This is a genomic window from Azohydromonas caseinilytica (genome assembly GCF_012927045.1).
GTDB lineage: Bacteria > Pseudomonadota > Gammaproteobacteria > Burkholderiales > Burkholderiaceae_C > Azohydromonas > Azohydromonas caseinilytica.
Genome location: NZ_JABBFW010000014.1, coordinates 129,566 through 148,429, shown reverse-complemented (window position 1 = coordinate 148,429; position 18,864 = coordinate 129,566). Strand labels below are relative to the sequence as shown.

Sequence of the window (18,864 nt, the reverse complement as noted above, 5' to 3'; positions counted from 1 at the left end):
AGCGCCGCGCCCGGGGCTTCACCCGCATGGCCACCATCAAGACCGTGATCTTCCTGATCGCCGGCAAGCTGGACTTCAGCGCGGTCAACCCTCATGCCCGGCAACCCACTTGAAATTCATCAGAGCCAAAAATCGTGCCGGTGCGCGATGGCACCGACCAGGCTCGCAACGCGCAGCGCGGGCATTTCGCCACTCAAGCCCATCCGGGCGGTCGCTTGTGCGTTGCGGGGACCGACTGGTCCCTGGCCCTGGACTTTGATCCTTGCCACGGTGTCAAGGTCAAGCGGGCGCGGTCACGTATGGCAAGCGGCGATGGATTTGGACTGGTTCACCGCTGCCACCAGGAGATGCGCTGCATGTGGCCTGCTCCCGGTGGGAATCAGGCTGCACGTAGATGCTCCACCAGGATGGCCACGCCGATGCCGATGAGCAGCAGGCCACCAGCGATCTCCGCGCGCTTGCCTGCGACGACGCCCAGCACGCGGCCCATCATCACGCCGGTCGTGACCGCCACGAACGTCGTCGCGCCGATGGCGGCGGCCACCGGGACGATGTCGGTGTCGAGGAACGCCAGGCCCACGCCAACGGCCATGGCGTCGATGCTCGTGGCAAACCCCGTGATGGCCAGCAGCCAGAAGCCGTGGCGTTGCGGCCGCTCGCCCTGCGCCTCGTCGTCCTGCGCGTTGAGGCCGGCGAGCACCATGCGAGCACCCAGCAACGTCAACAGCGTGAACGCGATCCAGTGATCCCACGCCTTCACGTACTGTGCCGCGGCCAAGCCCAGTGCCCATCCGACCACGGGCGTGAGGGCCTCGATGACGCCAAAGATGGCACCCGTGCGAAGCGCCTCGCTGAACCGGGGCTTGTGCAGGGCTGCGCCCTTGCCCACCGCAGCGGCAAAGGCATCGGTGGACATGGCAAGTGCGAGGAACGCGGTAGCGGTGAGGTTCATGGTCCGTTTCCGGGTCGGGCAGGAACAACGACACGGCGACGGCCCGACCAGGGATGCGTCAACGTGCCGATGGTCTTGCCAACTCAGGACCATGCATGTCCTCAGCTGCCTGCGCCATGGCCGTGACGGCCAAGCGTGTTGACGCAGGCGCTCGCAGCGCGCGAGCAGGCTACTCCCCAAAGGGCGCCGACAATCATACCTTTGTGAAAGCATCCCCCAGTGTTGCTCTGTCATGGCCGGCGTGGAGGCCGGTACTGGGGTAGGCGCGGCCCTCGTGGGCATCCGTAGCGAGCGTAGGCCGCGGTGACCTGTGCAGTCAGCAGGCACGGAGGTTCCATAAGCCTGGGCTCAGCGACAGCCATTGAACGTCCATGCCGCACTTCCTGCATAAAAACCAGACGGCAACCTTCCTTGCTCGCATTGATCCTTGCCGAGCGGCTCGGTCACTGGACCCGCGCCGTGAAGATCACACAATCGTTGCGCCTGTACCGTTATCGCGCCACGCGCAGGATGCGGCCGTTGGTTTCGTCGGTCAGCAGCAACAGCGCACTATCGGGCGCCTGCTGCACATGTCGAAAACGCTCACCCAAGCCAGCGTACATGCGGGTGCGCGACACTACGCTGCGGCCGTCGAGCACCACGCGCCACAGTTCCTTGCCGCCCAGCCCGGCGATGATCAGGTCGTCCTACGCCGGGTTGGGCCAGCGCCAACACGACAGTCAACCGGCCAAGTTGCGAAAGCATCAGCCTCCCGTCGATTCACGACCAAGACGGTGTCGCGCGCTGCTCTGGCGACAGGACCATGGCTCGTATGGTTGAACGAAGGCCGCTCCTGCCCATGCCGACACCGCGGCGACAATCCCGGAATGTCCGATCCGCATGACCTGTCCTTCACCTACCTGATCGTCACGGGAGGCATCGGTCTGGCGTTGCTTCTCGTCTATGGCGCTTACCTGGAGTTGCGCAACTACAGGCGCAAGCGTGAGCGCCGTGAGCAGCGGCGTGCCCAAAGAAAGAAAAGCAAGGCACGGCCGCGCCCATGACCTTGGGGACGATCCGCCGGCTGAGAGAGCACCGCGCAGACCGGCTCAAGCGGACTATTGGAAGGCTGTGCCTCTGGTGAGCCTGTCCTGGCGCGGCATGGGCCTCGGGCTGCTCGAATGCCAGCAGACGCCGTACGCTCTGATCAGTGATTGTGCGTGTGCGCATGGAATTCCGATCCGGCGTGGCTGTGTTCTTCGCTCGCCAAGCACTCTTCACCCTCGAGCTCCACGTCGACCGTGACGTGCACGAAAGCCTCTCGATCGAGCAGGCTGCGCACCCGGTTTTTCGCCTCCACCACATCGTCCCGGCTCGCGTCTGCCTTCATCACCAGATGGGTGGTGAGCACATGCGTCTCGCCGTCGATGGACCAGCTGTGGGTGTGGTGCATCGACGCGACCTTGGGCATCGCCAGAACGCAACGCTCGAACTGCTGTGCATCGAAGGTCCTAGGCGTTTTCTGCAAGAAAACATCGAAGAACTGACGCAGGTTGCGCACGACGTTCCAGAGGACGAAGAGCGAGATCCCGATGGACAGGATGGGATCGACGATCGGAAGGTCCCAAAAGGTCATGATCGCTGCACCGATCAACACGGCCAGCCAGCCCAGCGTGTCCTCCAGCAAGTGCCAGCTCACGACCCGCTCGGTCAGGGACGAGCCCCGTCTCACCTTCAGCACGGCTGCGCCATTGAAGGCCACGCCGACCACCGCGAGCAGCACCATGCCTGGCGCATTGACGGGCTCCGGAGAGAACAGCCGGGCGAGCGCTTGCCACAGGACGAAGGCCAGCCCGACCAGCAGCACGATGGCCGTGATCAGTCCACCCAGCAGGGAGTAGCGGCGGTAGCCATAGGTGTTGTGGGGCGTCGCCCCCTTTTTCGAGATCCGGTCGAAGTACCAGGCCAGTCCGAGCGACAGGGAGTCCCCGAGGTCGTGCACGGCATCGCTGAGGATGGCGATGCTGTTGGTCCAGAAGCCGCCAATGATCTCGATGACCGTGAAGGCGAGGTTCAGCAGGAAGGCCGTCTTCAGGTTGCCCGTGCTGCCGTGCTGGTGCCCGTGATGTGAGTGATCGCCGCCCATGGCCTTTATCCCCTTGCAACTTGCCGTGCTGTTTGAACCGCGACGCCGGCGGCAGCTGGCACGCCCTGGGCAAGGTCAATGCGCCAGATCCATGACGGCGATCAGGCGGCTCGCCCGTGCCCTCGCACGCGCGCCCTCCTGGTCGTTGGCCACCCATCGATAGCGGCTGCCCCAGAACCAGGTGGATCCTGCAAGTTCGACAAAGCGGACCTCACCTGCCACGCCTTCGACCTCCAGGACTGCTTGTGCCCCCTCCCAGCTCAGTGCCAGCTGGTGCCGTCCGGACGCCAGGCGGGCCTGGATGAAGGACTGCGGCACTGTCGTGACCGGGCCGACATCATCGACACTGATGTCTACCTGGTTCACGGCGTCGGCCCACCGCCTTCGCACGATGAAGAGCGTGAACACGCCCGGGGCGGGTTCGAAGCGCTTGGCCTGTTCCTCCTCCTGCTGCGAAGGAACAGGCGCTGTTGTGCAGGTGCGAGGGTACCTTCTCTTGCTGTTCACCCTGTAGCAATACCGCCCGTCTTCACCTGCACGGTGCCGGCCTGGCAGGGCGCAGCCTGCCAAGGCGATCCCGGCAAGAGCCAATAGCGCAGTACGCCTTGCATGCATGCTTGCCTCCACAACGCCAAAAGCGCAGGCCGAGGGCCGAAGTCTGGATTACTTCAAGGCAAAGCGCACATTGATCGCCTTCTTGCCCGGCAGCGTGACCATGGCCACGGCCTTGGTGCCGGAAGCGACCTTGAAGCTGCCCTTGGCTTCGAGCTTGTTGTCGCCCGCGGGGACGAGCGTGGCCTCGGTCTTGTCACTGCCGCTCAGGAGCGTGATCTTGCCGCTGCCACCTTTCGTGATCGCGGGCTTGCCGTGGTCGCGCAGGTACAGCGTGACGACATCGGCCTTGGCAACGAGCTCGAAGTCCATGTCGCTGGCTTCCACAACGACGCCACCGTGCATCGGCTCGTGGCCGTGGCCATGCTCGTGCTCTTGTGCCGCCATGGCCGTGCCAAGGGTTGCCAGCAGGGCTGCGGTGGCCCAGAAGCGCTTGAGTTTCATGAGGGGTCCTTTCGGTTCGGGTTGAGGATGGGGGTGTGCGGGCCAGGCTCAGAAGGCTTCGGCATTGCGGTCGTCGAGCAGCCGCTCGGCGTCTTGCCGGCCGAAGAGCCAGAACATGACCGGGGTCAGGAAGGTGTCGAGCAGCGTCGAGCTGATGAGGCCCGAGAAGATCACCACCGCCACCGGATGCAGGATCTCGGTGCCAGGCTGCTCCGCCTCGAACAGCAGCGGCGCCAGCGCGAAGGCCGTCACCAGGGCCGTCATCAGCACGGGGCTCAAGCGCTCCAGCGAGCCGCGCACGATCATCCGGTGGTCGAAGTTCTCGCCTTCGAAGCGCATGAGGTTGATGTAGTGGCTGACCTTGAGGATGCCGTTGCGCACCGAGATGCCCGCCAGCGTGATGAAGCCCACGAGGGCGGCCACCGACAGCGGCTGCCCGGCGAGCCACAGTCCCACCACCGCGCCAACGAGCGCCAGCGGGATGTTGGCCATGATCAACAGCGCCAGCTTGTAGCTCTTGTAGCGGCTGAAGAGCACGACGAACATCAGCACGGCCGACACGATGGACAGCAGCCCCACCAGGCGCGAGGCTTCCTCCTGCGCCTGGAACTGGCCGCCCAGCGTCACGAAGTAGCCTTCGGGCAGCCGGGTTTCGGCCACCACGCGGCGGATGTCCGCAACGATGTCCGACAGCGGCCGGCCCTGCGCGTTGGCCGACAGCACGATGCGGCGCTTGCCGTCGTCACGGCTGATCTGGTTGGGGCCGTCGCTGTCCTCGATGGAGGCGATCTTGGACAGCGGGATGCGGCCAGTGGGCGTCTCGATGAGGATATCGTGCAGCCCCTGCGTCGAGCGGGCCTCCTCGGGCAACTTGACCACCAGCGCGAAGCGCCGGCCGCCCTCGACGATCTGAGTGACCTTCTCGCCCTCCACGAGGCTTTGCAGCACCGTGAGCACCTGCGGCGCAGGCACCCCGTAGCGCGCCGCCGCCGCGTAGTCCACGCGCACCTTGATCTGGGGTGCCAGCACCTGCTTCTCGATCTCCAGGTCCGCCACGCCGGGGATGGTGGCGAGCCTGGCACGCAGGGCGTCGGCTTGGCCGCGCAGGGTGTCGAGGTCCTCGCCGAAGATCTTGATGGCGATCTGCGACCGCACGCCCGAGAGCATGTGGTCGATGCGGTGCGAGATGGGCTGGCCGATGGAGACGGCCGCGGGCAGGTTCACCAGACGCGAGCGGATGTCGGCCTGGACCTCCTGCATGGTGCGCGTGATCTCGCCCACGGGCTTGAGGCCCACGTCGAGCTCGCTCACGTGCACCCCTTCCGCATGTTCGTCGAGTTCCGCGCGGCCGCTGCGGCGTCCGACGTGGGTCACCTCGGGCACTTGCTTGATCAGCACCTCGGCCTGGCGAGCGATGTCGGTGGACTGCGCCAGCGTCACGCCGGGGTTCAGGCGCAGCCCGACGAGCAGCGTGCCCTCGTTGAAAGGCGGCAGGAAGGTGGTCGGAAACAAAGGCACGGCCACCGCCGCGGCCAGGACCGCCACCGCACCGGCGGCAACCGCGGCCCGGGGGCGGTTCAGAACCTTCTGCAGCCCGCTGCTGTAGTGGCGCTTGAGCCAGGCCAGCAGCCTGGTGTCGCCGTGGTCGAGCGACTTCATGCGCGGCAGCAAGTAGAAGGAAAGCACGGGCGTGACCGTCACCGACACGATCAGGCTGGCCAGCGTCGAGACGATGAAGGCGATGCCCAGCGGCACGAACAGCCGTCCTTCCATGCCCGGCAGCGCGAACAGCGGCACGAACACCAGCACGATGATCACGGTGGCGTACAGGATCGCCGAGCGCACCTCCATCGTTGCATGGGCCACCACCTCGATGGGATGGAGCCTGTGGTCATGGTGGCGGTTGCGGTCCTCCTTGAGCCGGCGCATCACGTTCTCGATGCCCACCACCGCGTCATCCACCAGGCCGCCGATGGCGATGGCCAGGCCACCGAGCGTCATGGTGTTGATGGACAGCCCGAAATAGCGGAACACCAGCGCCGTGATGAAGATCGACACCGGAATCGCCACCAGCGCGATCACCGTCGTGCGCACGTTGCCCAGGAAAAGGAACAGGATCACCGCGACGAAGGCCGAGGCGGCGATGAGCTTGCCCTGCAGCGTGTCGATCGACGACTCGATGAAGCTGGCCTGGCGGAACGTCACGCGTGGCGCTTCCATGCCCGCGGGCAACGAGCGCTTCATCTCGTCGAGCGCCGTCTCGATGGAGCGGGTGAGCTTGATCGTGTCGGCGGTGGGCTGTTTCTGGATGCCCAGGATGACGGCAGGCTTGCCCTCGAAACCCGCGTCGCCGCGGCGGATCGCCGGCGCGAACGTCACTTCGGCCAGCTGGCGCAGCAGGATGGGCTGCCCGTCCTTGGCCGTCAGAGCCAGGTTGTTGAGGTCCTCCAGGCTGGATGTGCGCCCGAGGTTGCGGATCAGGTACTCGCGACCGTTGAGCTCCAGGAAGCCGCCCGACGTATTGGAGGAGTAGTTCGTCAGCGCCGCTTCGAGCTGGTCGTGCGAGATGCCCAGGTCCGCCATGCGGCGGGTGTCGGGCTGGACCTGGAACTGCCGCACTTCGCCACCGATGGGGATGACCTGTGCCACGCCGGGAATGGCCATGAGGCGCGGACGCAGCACCCAGTCGGCGTACTCCCGCACGGCCATCGGCGTGATCTTGGCCGTGTCGATCGGGATGGCGATCTGCATGATCTCGCCCATGATCGAGCTGATGGGGCCCATGCGCGGGACCACGCCCGCGGGCATCCCTTCCTCCATGGACGCCAGACGCTCGGACACCATCTGCCGGGCGCGGAAGATCTCCGTGCTCCAGTCGAAGGTCACGTAGAGGAAGGACAGGCCGGCGCTTGAAGTGGAGCGCACGGACTCCACCCCCGGCAGTCCGTTCATGGTGGTCTCCAGCGGGAAGCTGATGAGCTGTTCCACCTCCTCGGCGGCCATGCCGCCGGCCTCGGTCATGATGGTGACCGTGGGCTTGTTGAGGTCGGGGAACACGTCCACCGGGGTGCGCGAAAGCGTGAAGGCGCCATAGGCCATCAGCACCAGGCTCGCGATGATCACCAGCAGCCGGTTGGCCAGGCTGCTGTCGAGTAGCCACTTGAACATGTGCGCTGCGCCTTTAGCGAACCTGGTTCACGAGCGTCGCGCCTTGCGTCACGACCCGCTCGCCCGCCTTGAGACCCGTCGTGGCCGCCACCGTCGCGCCGTCGAGCGGCTGCACCGTCACCACCCTGGGCTCGAAGCGCTCGGGCGCCGTCTTGACCCAGACGATGTTCTGGTTCGACGGGTTCTTGACCAGCGTATCGGCCGGCACGGGCACGCCTTCGATGCGGCTGCGTGTCTGCACCACCACCTGCACGGGCTGGCCCACCGCCAGCGCCGACAGCGCCGCGCCTTCGGCGCGGAACATCAGCGGCAGGGCCTGCTCGCGCAGCGTGCGCGACGCGCCGATGAAGGCCAGCGGCACCTTCTTCCCGGCGGCCACCAGGAACGCCGTGTCCACGTCGGACGCCACCGCGGCGTCGAAGGCCAAGGCCTCCACGCGCAGCCGCGTCGGGTCCACCACCTCGAACACCAGCTCGCGTGCATCCACCACCTGTCCCGTCACGGCGTTGGCCGAGGCGATCACGCCCGACACGGGAGCCACCAGCGGATCGCGCCCGGACAGGCCCCCACCGATGGCGGCCATGCGCGCGCTCAGGCTGGCGACCTCGCTCTCGGCCGCCTCGATTTCCTTGCGCGGCACGGTATCGGCCAACTCTCTCAGGCGCGCCAGGCGCTTTTGCGCCAGATCCCGGCTGGCCCGCAACTCCGCCAGCTGGGCCGCCTGGTTGGAGCGCTCGATCGCATCGGCCGATGGCACGACATAGGCCAGCACGTCACCCTTGCGCACCGACTGGCCCACGGAGGGCAGCCCGCGCGGGCCCGGCTCCAGCCGCCCGGCCACCAGGGCCTGAACCTTGCCGCCGGCGTTGGGGTCCATCTGCACGCGCCCAGGCAGCTCCAGAGCACGAGGCAGCTTCCCGGCCTGGACCGCCGAGGTGCGCACAGTCATCTGGCGCTGCGCGGGCTTGGGAAGAAAGACGCTGCCGTCGGGCAGGCGCTGCGGGCCGTTAGCGGTGGCGGCCGGGGCCGCATCGCCGTGGTCATGGCCGTCGCCGGCCAGCGACGGCGCCGAGATCAGTGCCAGCGCCAGCAGCGCAGCAACGGGTCGGATGTTGAAGCAAGTCATGCGGCGGCTCCGGTGCGGTTGCGGCGGCGGGCGGCATAGCGCCTCAGGCCCAAGGCCAGCGCTGCCAGTGCGACAAGTCCGCCACCGGCCCATGCGGCGCGACGCGGCCAATTGGTTGCGGCGGCTTCCTCGGCATGCTCGTCGCCGTGCAGGTCGAGCTCGCCGGCGAGCAGGTCAGAGACGGCACCGGCGGTGACGGTGGCCGTCACGGGAATGGTGCCGGGCTGCAGCGGCTTGGCCAGCGTGGCCTCGAACTCGCCTTCGGCGTGGGACTCCACCGGCACCTTCTGGCCACCGATGTCGAGCTCCAGCGTCGCGTCCTTGACGGGGCTGTTGCTGTCGGCGTGGTCCAGGTAGAGCGTCAGCTGCGTGCCATTGACAACACCCACTAGTTCGAACTCTTCGGAAACGGCGGCAAAACGCGGCAAGGCCGGGCCGGCCGCTGCAGCCGGCGCATCGCCATGGTCGTGGCCATGGTCATCCGCGGCCTGCGCGGGCGACCACGCCAGCAGTTGGAGGGCCGTCACAACGACAGCCAGGATCTTGAGGGGGTATGGGGCATGCATGAGGAGCGTCCCGGGATGTCGTTGCATTGAATGGGTGTGGGCACGTGCGGCGGTCTGCGCAGGCATGCCGTGCCTTACTCGGGCAGCAGGCCCATGGCCTGGCGCCATTGCGACAGCGCCTGCGCCAGCTCAATGCGCGCGCGAGCCTGCGACCGTTCGGCCTCGAAGGCTTCCAGCTCGACACGCAGCCGCGTCGGCAGATCCGCTTCGCCGAGCCGGAAAGCCTTGTCGAAGAAGCCGCGCGTCTGGCCGGCCAGCGCTGCGCGCTGCGCCGCGGCTTCGACCACCTCACGTGCACCGTCCACGCGCGCGCGGGCGGCGGCAAGCTCGCCTTGCAGCCGCTGCTGCTCCACGCCGAGCAGGCTCTCGGCCTCGATCTGCTCCGCGCTGGCCGCGGCCACCCGGGCGCGGTGCCGGCTGTCGGAACCCAAGGGAATACGCACGCCCACGGTGATCGAACGGCCGTAGGCCTCGCCAAAGCCGTCCCGCTCGCGCGTGAGTGCCAGCGCCAGCTCTGGATTGGCGCGCCTTTGCACGCTGGCCAGCGCTTGGCTGCGGCGCGCCACTTCGGCGCGGTCCTGCAACTCGACCAGCAGCGGGTGTGGCAGCTGAGCTGTCGTCGCAGGCACGGCTTCGGGCGTGTCGGGCAGCGTTTGGCTCACGCCCACGCCCACCAGCGCCTGCAAGGTCTGCAGTGCCTGCGCCTGCAGCGCCGATGCCTCGGCTGCGGCGGCGCGCGCAGCGGCCACCGCGCCCTCGGCCTGATGCTGGTCCGCCCGGGAAAGGTCGCCTGCAGCCACGCGGCGCGCCACGTCGGCCGCCAATTGCTGGGCATTGGCCAGCCTCGCGCGGGCCAGATCGGCTTCGAGCCGGGCACGGTGGACGCTCCACCATGCCTCGCGCACCTCACCCGCCACGCGCAGCTGCGCGGCCAGCACGCGGCTGTCCACCGCCTGGCGCTCGGCCTCGGCCACCGCCTGCGCGCGCCCGCGCTCGCCAGGCAGCCACAACGGGACGGCCACGCCGGCCTCGTACTCGCGCTGGCCGTTGTTGCGAACCGGGCGGTCGCTGCGCGCTGAAACCTCCAGCGCTGCCGGCTCAGGCGTCCAGCTTTGCGCGGCTTCGAGCCGGGCGCTCGTGGCGTCACGCCGCACCGCCGCGCTGCGGGCCTCGGGCTGGCGCTGCCAGACGCTTTCGAAAGCCTGCCTGAGCGTGATGGAGGAAGAGGCTGCGGTGTCTTGTGCGTGTGCAGGCACGCCGGCGAGCAGCACCGCCAATGCCAGGGCGGATGCGGATCGGCCCGCACCCCGGCCCCAGGGTCCGAATGTCATGGAATCTCTCGCAAGCGAGCGGGCCGCAGCCCGCGGTTTTGTCAGGCAGGACGGTGCGACGCGCCGCTACAGCGGCGTATCAACCGGGCGTGGCCCGGCCGTCCCGTCCGGATCTCAGATCAGGCGTGCGAGAGGAGGACGCAGCGGATTGTCCAAGTAGCGCTGGGCAACGAAGCGCTCATAGGCGCTGGGCACGAAGCCCGGTCCAGTCTGAGTGAGGGCCGGTGGGGAATCCAGCAAGACTGCAGACCAGCCATGACCGTGGCATGTCGAGCAGTCCGCGCCACAGGACCAGTCCGCCGCGCCGGCGTCGGGAACGTCATCCGCGGCGGCAGTGACCTTGGCCGTGTGCACATGCTCGTGGTGGCCGAAGTGCGCCTTGCCGCTCATGTGCTCGTGCCCGCACGCGTTCGCCGCGGCTGCCCAGACGGCCTGGAGCGGCAGCAGTGCAATGAGCAGGACAAGCACAAAACGGCGCATCTTGCCAGTGTATCAACACCAATGCGCCCGCCTGCCGCACAGGATGTCGCGGGCTGACGCGTGCTCAGTTGCCGCGCGTGAGCTGCTGCAAGCGCTGCTTCTCGTCGGCCGACAGGCTCAACTGTTCACTGCGCACCTGCTCGCGGGTCCTGGTGCTCGTGGCTGCCGGGAAGGTGTCCAGCGGCGCACCTTCGCGAATGATCCGGCCCGGCTCGGCTGAGCGCGCGTCGCTCTGGACTTGGGCACGGCCGAGCGTGCGCTGGGCATGCTCAGGGTGGTAGCTGAAGCCCCGGTCGCTGTTCTCCTGGTGCCATTCAGTGTTGGCCATGGAAATGGCAGGCGCGAGCAAGGCAGCGGCCACCAGCGTCACGATCTGGTATTGACGGGATTTCATGGGAGATGCTTCTTCCGAACTTGAAAAATGGTGGGAGTTGCAGCGCGTGCGCTCAATTGCCGCGGAACAGCTCCTGCATGCGCTGCTTTTCGGCAGCGGACATATTCAGATACTCGTTGCGGACCTGTTCGCGGGTCTTGCCACTCGCGGCAGCGGCGGAGGTACTCGCCGCCGTGTTGATGCTGGCGGCACTGCGGCCTGCTGCGCCCTTGTCCGTGTGGCCATGATCCGGCTGGTACTGGTAGCCCTGGTTGTTGTTGGCCGGCACCCAGGGCGAATCCGCCATGGAAACAGCCGGCGCCAGCAGCGCAGCGGCAAGGGCGGCTACAACCGAGAATTTCCGGGTATTCATGAGGCACTTCCTTCTTTGACGTTGGCCGCTACATCGGCGACCGTGGAAGCACTGTAGAAACCGGACCTCGACGCACGAGTGGCGCGCAGATGACAATTTCGTCATCTTCCCGTGGGCTTGCCGCATTGCACGGGAGCCGACAATCGCGCCATGCGATTGCTGGTGATCGAAGACGAGAAGCGCCTGGCCGAGTACTTGCGCAAGGGCTTGTCAGAAAACGGGTACGTCGTGGACGTGGCGCACGATGGCATCGGTGGCGTGCATCTGGCGCTCGAAGGCGGCTTCGACCTGGTGCTGCTCGACGTGATGCTGCCCGGCATCGACGGCTTTGCGGTGCTGCGCGCCTTGCGCGCGGTACGCAACACGCCGGTGCTGATGCTGACCGCGCGCGATGCGGTGGACGACCGCGTCAAGGGGCTGCAGGAGGGGGCTGACGACTATCTGGTCAAGCCCTTTGCATTCTCGGAGTTGCTGGCCCGCGTGCAGGCGCTGCTGCGCCGTGGCGCGCCACAGCGTGCCGAGCAGGACGCGAACCGGATGCAACTGGCGGACCTGGAGCTGGACCTGGTGCGCCGGCGCGCCACCCGTGGCGGACAGCGGCTCGATCTCACGGCCAAGGAGTTCCTGCTGCTCACCGTGCTGCTGCAGCGCCGCGGCGAGGTGCTGTCGCGCACCGTGATCGCCGAGCAGGTCTGGGACATGAATTTCGACAGCGATACCAACGTGGTGGAGGTCGCCGTGCGGCGCCTGCGCAGCAAGCTCGACGATCCTTTCGACAAGAAGCTGCTGCATACCGTGCGGGGCATGGGCTACGTGCTGGAGGACCGCGGGCCGTGAGACGGCCGCTGGGGCGCTCGCTGGTGTGGCACCTGTCGGGCTGGCAGGCCGTCCAGAGCCTGATGGGACTGGCCTTGGTGTCCATGGGCGTGTATCTGGCCACGGCGTGGAGCCTGTCCATGCGCCAGCAGGAAACGCTGACGCAACGCCAGGTCGTGGTCGAGCACCTGCTGGACGAGGCGGTGAGCGACGCCAATGTGGGGACCCTGCGCCACAAGCTCGACGACTTCTTTGTCGGCAGCGCCGGCATGGGGCTGCGCCTAACACTGCCGGACGGCACTGCGCTGTACGAGCGCACGGTGCAACGCCGCGGCAGCCAGACGCGCCAGGCAGCCTTCGAGCGCCGTTGGCTGCCGTCGCCGCAGGGCAGCGTGCACGGCGAGCTGGTGCTCGACACCAGCGCGGATGACAGCCTGCTGGACCGGCTGGGGGCGATATTGATCGTGAGCACGCTGGCGGGCGCCATGCTGATCTCGGTCACCGGGTTCATGCTGGTGCGTCGCAGCCTGTCCCCGGTGCTGGCGCTGTCCCGCCAGATCCGCTCACTCGGGCCGGATGGGCTCCACGGACGGCTCGACGGAAGCGGCCAGCCCGAGGAGCTTCAGCCGGTCGTTAAGCAGTTCAACGACTTGCTGGGACGGCTGGAGCGGGCCTACGCCCAGCTCGAGGCCTTCAATGCCGATGTGGCCCATGAGCTGCGCACGCCCCTGGCAGCGCTCATCGGCCACAGCGAGGTGGCGCTGAGCCGGCCGCGCTCCGTGCAGGAGCTGCAGGAGGTCATCGGCACCAACCTCGAAGATCTGCAGCGGCTCGCGGGCATCGTCAACGACATGCTGTTCCTCTCCAAAGCGGACCGGGGCGCCAGGGCGCGCCGCACGCCCGTGCCCAGCGTTGCCGCGATGGCCAGCGACGTGGCGGAGTTTCATGAGGCCTGCCTGCACGAGGCTGGGCTGCAGGTTCGCGTGACGGGCGATGCGTCGGGCGCGTTCGACGCGGCACTGTTGCGCCGGGCGCTGTCGAATCTGCTCTCCAATGCAACCCGCTATGCCAGCGCAGGGACCATCGTGGACGTGGACGTCACGATGCCCTCCTGCGATGTCCTGCAGCTCAGCGTGAGCAACATGGGCAACGAGATCGCCCGCGAACACCTGCCGCACCTGTTCGATCGTTTCTACAGGGCGGAAGCATCACGTGAGCACAGTGACATCAATCACGGGCTGGGCCTGGCCATCGTGGCCGCCATCGCCAGAATGCACGACGGTGAAACCTTCGCGACGTCCCAAGCCGGTTGCACCACCATCGGCCTGAGGCTGCCGGCTGCATGAGCGGGAAAACAACGGCGAGAAAGCGCATTTCCGCGCACCAGGACGTTGCCTTGCGGCGCGTGTGGGGGAACGTCTACAAGGCAGAGCCGGCGAGGTGTCGGTCGGGGCGTTCTGGCAGCGCCGGGACGGGCGAGCCGGGCAGCGCAGGCTGCAACGCCATGCGCGGTGGCAATACGGAAGGTGCCAAGGCAGGCGCGTTGGTGGGAAGCGCCGGCGCGTGGCCAAGCTGGCAGGTGCCGCAGTCGTCGTCCACCGTCGGCGGGCTCTTCTTGTCGGCCTGGGGCTCCTTGCCGCTGGTGCCGTGGTCGCGGTGCTCATGCCCGTGTCGCCCGAAGAGCACCGCCTGAGCCAGCTCCTCCGGGCAGCACCCCGCCACCGCAGCCTAGCACGGCTGCAGCGGCTGGATTGCCATGAGGAGGACCAGGAGCCAGTGGCGCGTCAAAAAAGCATAGCAACTACAGGGTTGCGGCAACCGGTGCCGTGTCTGCGGGATTCGGGACGCCGGCGCTATTCACTTCCTGGCGCTGGCCACCTCCTCGGCCACCAACGCAGCGAGTTGCTCGGCACCGAAGCTGGGCAGCGCCCGGCCATTGACAAAGAAGGTCGGCGTCTTGTTGACACCCAGCGCGTTCAAGTCCTCCACGTCCTGCTCCAGCACGGAGCGCACCGCCGGCAGTTCTGCATCGGCCCGGGCCTTTTGCAGATCCACTCCGGCTTCCTGCGCTGCCCTGAAGGCGAGCTCGACATTGGGCTGGGCATGGTCGGCCCACATGGGCTGCGCGGCCAGGACCGCTTGCAGAACGGCCTCGTACTTCCCCTGGCGCCTTGACGCCTCCAGCAGTGCGATGACCTGGTCCGAACCCTGGTGGAAGGGCGCATACCGCACGACGACACGGACGTCGTTGGGGTACTTGGCCATCAGGTCCTTGACGATGGGGTAGAACGCCCGGCAGGTCTCGCACGCCGGGTCGAAGAATTCCACGATCGTCACCGGCGCGTTTAGCGGCCCCAGCACGGGCGAATGCATGCGCACCAGACGGTTTGCCTGCTCGGTGGCGGTTTGCTGCTGTGATTCCTGGGCCCGCTTTTGGTAGGCGCTCATGCCCAGGAGAAAGGCAATCAGCACGGCGCCGAGCAGGAGCGATACGGTCAGCTTCTTGGAATTCACTTCGAGGTCTTTCGCAGGTAGACGGAGAGCAGGCCGAGGATGGCGAGGAACGCGGCCAGGGACAGCCAGGGAATCTGGACATCGCCCAGGATGACCAGTCGCTGGTCCGCGCAGGACACGCCGGCACCGCACGGAATCCATGCCTTGGGCGCCAGGCCAGCGACCAGCAGCGTGTGATAAGTGGCCAGCGCGGCACCACCCGCGGCCAGGGGCAAGGCGTAGACGGCGCCTCGCCGGTCTTCGCTGTAGCAGGCGATGGCCAGGATGATCGCCAGCGGAAACATGAAGATGCGCTGGTACCAGCACAGCACGCAGGGCGTCATGCCCATGACTTCCCCGATGAACAGTGCTCCTGCGGTCGCCATCAGCGCGACCAGCCATGCCACAAGCAGCAGCGACCAGCCGCGCATCGCTTGACCAGGCCGGCCCACACCCATGCCAGGCGGACGCCGCGCGCGGTCAACCGGCATGGTGCGTGCGTCCTGAGGGTGAGCCCTTGAGCAGCCGCAGGCCGTTGAAGACCACGGCCAGACTCGCGCCCATGTCGGCCAGGATCGCCAGCCACAGGCTGGCATGGCCCGTGAAGGCCAGCACCATGAAGATGGCCTTGGTGCCGATGGCAAACGTGATGTTGGCCCTGAGCACGCCACCCACGCGCCGCGACAGCCGGATGAACTCGGGCAGCTTGCGCAGGTCATCCTGCATCAGTGCCACGTCGGCCGTCTCGATGGCGGTGTCGGTGCCCGCGGCACCCATGGCGAAGCCGATGTTCGACTTGACCAGCGCCGGCGCATCGTTCACGCCGTCACCGACCATGCCCACCGGCGCCTGGGAGGCCAGCTGCTCCACGGCCGCGAGCTTGTCGTGCGGCAGCATCTCGCCACGGACATCCGTGATGCCAACCCGCGCGGCGACGGCCTCGGCCGTCTTGCGGTTGTCGCCCGTGAGCATGACCGGCTCGACACCGAGCTGCTTGAGCTCGGCCACGGCCTGCTTGCTGCTCTCCCGCACCGTGTCCGCCACGGCGAGAACGGCCAGCGCTTGGCTTGCCGTGGCCAGCACGACGGCAGTCTTGGCCTGGGCCTCCAGTCGCTCCAGCTCTTCGCGCACGCGTTCGTCGGCCACGCCCAGCTCGTCGGCAAGCCGCTGGTTGCCGATGTAGTAGGTCACACCGTCGATGTCACCCTTTACGCCACGGCCGGCCAGCGCTTCGAAGCGCTGCACCACGGCGTGCGGTCGCGCCCCGTAGGCGCTCACGATGGCCGTGGCCACGGGATGTTCGGACAAGGCGTCCAGGCTGGCCGCCACGCGCAGGGCCTCGTCCTGCGACATGGCGCCCAGCGCCACCGTATCGGTCAGGCTCGGGCGGCCGTGTGTCAGCGTGCCGGTCTTGTCCAGCGCGACTGCGCGCAGCAGCCGGCCCTGCTCCAGGTACAAGCCGCCCTTGACCAGGATTCCGCGGCGAGCCGCGGCGGCCAGCCCGCTGACCACGGTGACCGGCGTGGAAATCACAAGGGCGCAGGGGCAGGCGATCACCAGCATCACCAGCGCCTTGTAGCCCCAGTCGAACCAGGCCCCGCCAAAGAGCAGTGGCGGAATCACGGCCACGGCCACGGCCAGGGCAAAGACGATCGGGGTGTAGACGCTGGCGAAGCGATCGACGAAGCGCTGCGTGGGGGCGCGCTGGCCCTGCGCCTCCTGCACCGAGCGGGCGATGCGGTCGAGCGTGGTTTCGCCCTTGCGCGAGCGCACCTCGAACTCCAGCGTGCCACGCTCGTTGATCGTCCCGGCGAAGACCGTATCACCCGGGTTTTTCTCCACCGGCATGCTCTCGCCGGTGATCGGCGCCTGGTTGACCGAGGAGCCACCAGAAACCACCACGCCGTCCAGCGCGATGCGCTCGCCCGGGCGCACGCGCACCAATGCGCCCATGGGGACGCTCTCTGCGCGGACCTCTTCCCAGCGTCCGTCGGATTGCCTGGCCAGGGCGGTCTCGGGGGCCAGGTTCATCAGCGCCCGAATCGCATTGCGCGCGCGGTCCAGGCTCAGCGCCTCGATCATCTCGGCGATGCCAAACAGCCAGATGACAACCGCCGCCTCAGGCCACTGGCCGATCAGGGCCGCGCCGGTGACGGCAATCGTCATCAGCAGGTTCATGTTCAACGACAGCGTCCGCAGCGCGATCCAGCCCTTCTTCAGGGTCTCGATGCCGCCCAGCGCGATCGCGGCCAGCGCCGCCCCCACCACCGGCCAGGACGACTCTCCCAGGCCGGCAAAGGCCATCGCTTCCGCACCAATGGCCAGGACGCCGGCGGCACCCATCCGTGCCCACTGGGCCTTGGAGATGCCCGTGCCGAACTCACGTGTCACGGCCGGAGCCGGCTGGCTGCGGTCGCGCAGCACGGGTGACATCCCCAGCCGCTCGATGGCGGCCGTGATCGGCGCCTCATCCGGCAATTCGTGGCTGACCGTGAGCGTGCGGCTCATCAGGTCGAACTGCAGGCTGCTGACCCCAGGCATGCCCTGCAGCGCCTTGCGCAGCAACGCCTCCTCGGTGGGGCAGTCCATCTTCTCGATCAGGTAGGTCGCCTGCCCCTTCGGGCTCGGTCCAGCCTCCCGCTCGACCGTGGCATCCATGCCGATCTCGCGCAGGGCCGACAGCACCGGCGTGGTGTCAGGCAACCGGTGCTGCACCGCCAGGCGGCGGTTCATCAGGTCGAAGTCCAGCCGGTCGACTCCACTGACCTTGCCCAGGCGCTTGCGGATCAACGCCTCCTCGGTCGGGCAGTCCATGTTCGTAATCAGCAACTGCAGCGTGTTGCCGGTGGCCGCAGGCCCGGGGCTGGCCACAGGCTTGCCACAGGGGCCACAACTCGCGGCTTGCGCTTCATGATCGCTGGCCTTGGGCGCTGCGGCTTCCTCGCCCAACGAGGCGCGCATGCCGATCGCCTCCAACGCCGCCAGGATCGGCTGCACCGAAGGCAGGGCGTGCGCCACTGACAACCGATGGGCAGCAAGGTCGAACTCCATCGCCTCGACGCCCTGGAGTTGGCCCAGGCGGTGGCGGATTGCGGCCTCCTCGGAGCGGCAATCCATGTTCGGGATCGTGAAGACGTCCTTGGACAACGTTGCTGGTGAGCCGCCGCACGCCGAACCGCAGGTGGCGCCACATGAGCCGCTGTCGGTTCCTGCAGCCACCACACCCAGGGATGCGTGCATGCCGATCTCGTGCAGCGCCTCGACCAATGGTTGCGGCGATGCGAGCGAGTGGGTCACGGTGAGGCGGCGGCCCGGCAAGTCGAAGGACAAGGCCTGGACCTGTGCCAGCTTGCCCAGCCGTTCACGAATGGCCGCTTCTTCCGAGCGGCAGTCCATGTTCGGGATGGTGAAGACGTCCTCGGACAACGTTGCTGCCGAGCCACCGCAGGAGGAAGCGCAGGACGCACCACATGAGCCGCCACCGGTATCTGCAGCCGGTGCCTGCTCCAGCGACGCCTGCATGCCGATCTCGTGCAGCGCCTCGACGAGCGGCTGCGGCGATGGCAGCGAGTGGCTCACGGTGAGTCGGCGCCCTGGCAAGTCGAAGGACAGGGACTGGATCTGCGCCAGGCTCGCGAGTCGATCCCGGATGGCGCGCTCTTCCGAGTGGCAATCCATGTTCGGGATTAGGAAGACAGCCAAGCTGCCACCTTCGTCAGTGGGCGGGAGATGGGCAACGGCGACGCCTGCTGTGTTTCCTGCGATGCTTGCTTGATCGGTCTTCATTCTCAAATGGCTCTGAGCGGGGCTCCATAGCATTGCAAACGGTGAAGTAGCTACAGAGTCAAGGCAAGGCTCGATTCCCTTTCAAACTTCAGGGTAAAGCCGCCTCGCAGTCCGCCTCGATCCGTGCCTCAGTGGCTTCGAACAGAAACGTCCGGGCCCCTCTGGCAGGATGGGCCAAGCAAGACGCGAAAAAGTGGTTTGCGGCTCAAGGCCGTTCTC

The 18,864-nt window shown here is 67.4% G+C and carries 18 protein-coding genes and 1 riboswitch; of the genes, 3 read left to right on the top strand and 15 right to left on the bottom strand.

Going from position 1 to position 18,864, the window contains the following annotated elements:
* Window positions 1-379 precede the first annotated feature (379 nt).
* Window positions 380-952, bottom strand: a complete 573-nt coding sequence (gene mntP / locus HHL10_RS19065) for a manganese efflux pump MntP (protein WP_169161975.1) — start codon at window positions 950-952, stop codon at window positions 380-382.
* A 12-nt stretch (window positions 953-964) separates the two neighbouring features.
* Window positions 965-1,136: riboswitch (yybP-ykoY riboswitch) on the bottom strand.
* Window positions 1,137-1,443: 307 nt separating this feature from the next.
* Window positions 1,444-1,626 carry a PQQ-dependent sugar dehydrogenase gene (locus tag HHL10_RS19060; RefSeq protein ID WP_310734630.1) on the bottom strand — a complete coding sequence of 61 codons (183 nt, stop codon included), beginning with the start codon at window positions 1,624-1,626 and terminating at the stop codon, window positions 1,444-1,446.
* Between the two features lie 192 nt (window positions 1,627-1,818).
* On the opposite strand from HHL10_RS19060, the gene HHL10_RS19055 reads away from it, so the two are divergent.
* Window positions 1,819-1,995 (top strand): hypothetical protein, encoded by a 177-nt coding sequence (locus HHL10_RS19055; protein WP_169161974.1) that lies wholly within the window; start codon window positions 1,819-1,821, stop codon window positions 1,993-1,995.
* 143 nt (window positions 1,996-2,138) lie between these two features.
* On the opposite strand, the gene HHL10_RS19050 is transcribed toward HHL10_RS19055, so the two are convergent.
* The 10 genes from HHL10_RS19050 to HHL10_RS19005 all read right to left on the bottom strand — a co-directional run bounded on the left by HHL10_RS19050 (window position 2,139) and on the right by HHL10_RS19005 (window position 11,550).
* Window positions 2,139-3,077 carry a cation diffusion facilitator family transporter gene (locus HHL10_RS19050; protein ID WP_169161973.1) on the bottom strand — a complete coding sequence of 313 codons (939 nt, stop codon included), beginning with the start codon at window positions 3,075-3,077 and terminating at the stop codon, window positions 2,139-2,141.
* 75 nt (window positions 3,078-3,152) lie between these two features.
* Window positions 3,153-3,584: a hypothetical protein gene (locus HHL10_RS19045; protein WP_169161972.1), complete on the bottom strand. Its 432-nt coding sequence runs from the start codon at window positions 3,582-3,584 to the stop codon at window positions 3,153-3,155.
* Between the two features lie 156 nt (window positions 3,585-3,740).
* Window positions 3,741-4,133, bottom strand: coding sequence for a hypothetical protein (locus tag HHL10_RS19040; RefSeq protein WP_169161971.1), 393 nt, complete (start codon window positions 4,131-4,133; stop codon window positions 3,741-3,743).
* Between the two features lie 48 nt (window positions 4,134-4,181).
* A complete protein-coding gene (locus tag HHL10_RS19035; RefSeq protein WP_169161970.1) occupies window positions 4,182-7,301 on the bottom strand; it encodes an efflux RND transporter permease subunit in 3,120 nt (1,039 codons plus the stop codon).
* Window positions 7,302-7,314: 13 nt separating this feature from the next.
* Window positions 7,315-8,427, bottom strand: coding sequence for an efflux RND transporter periplasmic adaptor subunit (locus tag HHL10_RS19030; protein WP_205833119.1), 1,113 nt, complete (start codon window positions 8,425-8,427; stop codon window positions 7,315-7,317).
* The gene (locus HHL10_RS19025) at window positions 8,424-9,059 is read right to left on the bottom strand and encodes a hypothetical protein (protein WP_235971629.1); all 636 of its coding nucleotides are present in this window, start codon (window positions 9,057-9,059) and stop codon (window positions 8,424-8,426) included. Before HHL10_RS19025 ends, HHL10_RS19030 begins: the two co-directional genes overlap by 4 nt.
* A gap of 8 nt (window positions 9,060-9,067) precedes the next feature.
* The gene (locus HHL10_RS19020; RefSeq protein WP_169161969.1) at window positions 9,068-10,324 is read right to left on the bottom strand and encodes a TolC family protein; all 1,257 of its coding nucleotides are present in this window, start codon (window positions 10,322-10,324) and stop codon (window positions 9,068-9,070) included.
* 114 nt (window positions 10,325-10,438) lie between these two features.
* Complete coding sequence (locus tag HHL10_RS19015) at window positions 10,439-10,804, bottom strand: hypothetical protein (protein WP_169161968.1); 366 nt, start codon at window positions 10,802-10,804, stop codon at window positions 10,439-10,441.
* A 64-nt stretch (window positions 10,805-10,868) separates the two neighbouring features.
* A complete protein-coding gene (locus HHL10_RS19010; RefSeq protein ID WP_169161967.1) occupies window positions 10,869-11,198 on the bottom strand; it encodes a hypothetical protein in 330 nt (109 codons plus the stop codon).
* A gap of 52 nt (window positions 11,199-11,250) precedes the next feature.
* Window positions 11,251-11,550 (bottom strand): hypothetical protein, encoded by a 300-nt coding sequence (locus HHL10_RS19005; RefSeq protein WP_169161966.1) that lies wholly within the window; start codon window positions 11,548-11,550, stop codon window positions 11,251-11,253.
* Between the two features lie 150 nt (window positions 11,551-11,700).
* On the opposite strand from HHL10_RS19005, the gene HHL10_RS19000 reads away from it, so the two are divergent.
* Together HHL10_RS19000 and HHL10_RS18995 are read left to right on the top strand one after the other, a co-directional pair.
* Entirely contained in the window at window positions 11,701-12,387 is a 687-nt protein-coding gene (locus HHL10_RS19000; RefSeq protein ID WP_169161965.1) for a heavy metal response regulator transcription factor, read from the top strand.
* A complete protein-coding gene (locus HHL10_RS18995; RefSeq protein WP_169161964.1) occupies window positions 12,384-13,712 on the top strand; it encodes a heavy metal sensor histidine kinase in 1,329 nt (442 codons plus the stop codon). The genes HHL10_RS19000 and HHL10_RS18995 overlap by 4 nt, the downstream gene beginning before the upstream one ends.
* Window positions 13,713-14,223: 511 nt before the next feature.
* On the opposite strand, the gene HHL10_RS18990 is transcribed toward HHL10_RS18995, so the two are convergent.
* From HHL10_RS18990 to HHL10_RS18980, 3 genes are read right to left on the bottom strand one after another with little or no spacing between them, the layout of a single operon-like run.
* Entirely contained in the window at window positions 14,224-14,880 is a 657-nt protein-coding gene (locus HHL10_RS18990) for a DsbA family protein (protein WP_169161963.1), read from the bottom strand.
* Complete coding sequence (locus HHL10_RS18985; RefSeq protein ID WP_169161962.1) at window positions 14,877-15,350, bottom strand: disulfide bond formation protein B; 474 nt, start codon at window positions 15,348-15,350, stop codon at window positions 14,877-14,879. The genes HHL10_RS18990 and HHL10_RS18985 overlap by 4 nt, the downstream gene beginning before the upstream one ends.
* A complete protein-coding gene (locus HHL10_RS18980) occupies window positions 15,340-18,645 on the bottom strand; it encodes a heavy metal translocating P-type ATPase (protein WP_259373263.1) in 3,306 nt (1,101 codons plus the stop codon). Before HHL10_RS18980 ends, HHL10_RS18985 begins: the two co-directional genes overlap by 11 nt.
* Between the last annotated feature and the right edge of the window lie 219 nt (window positions 18,646-18,864).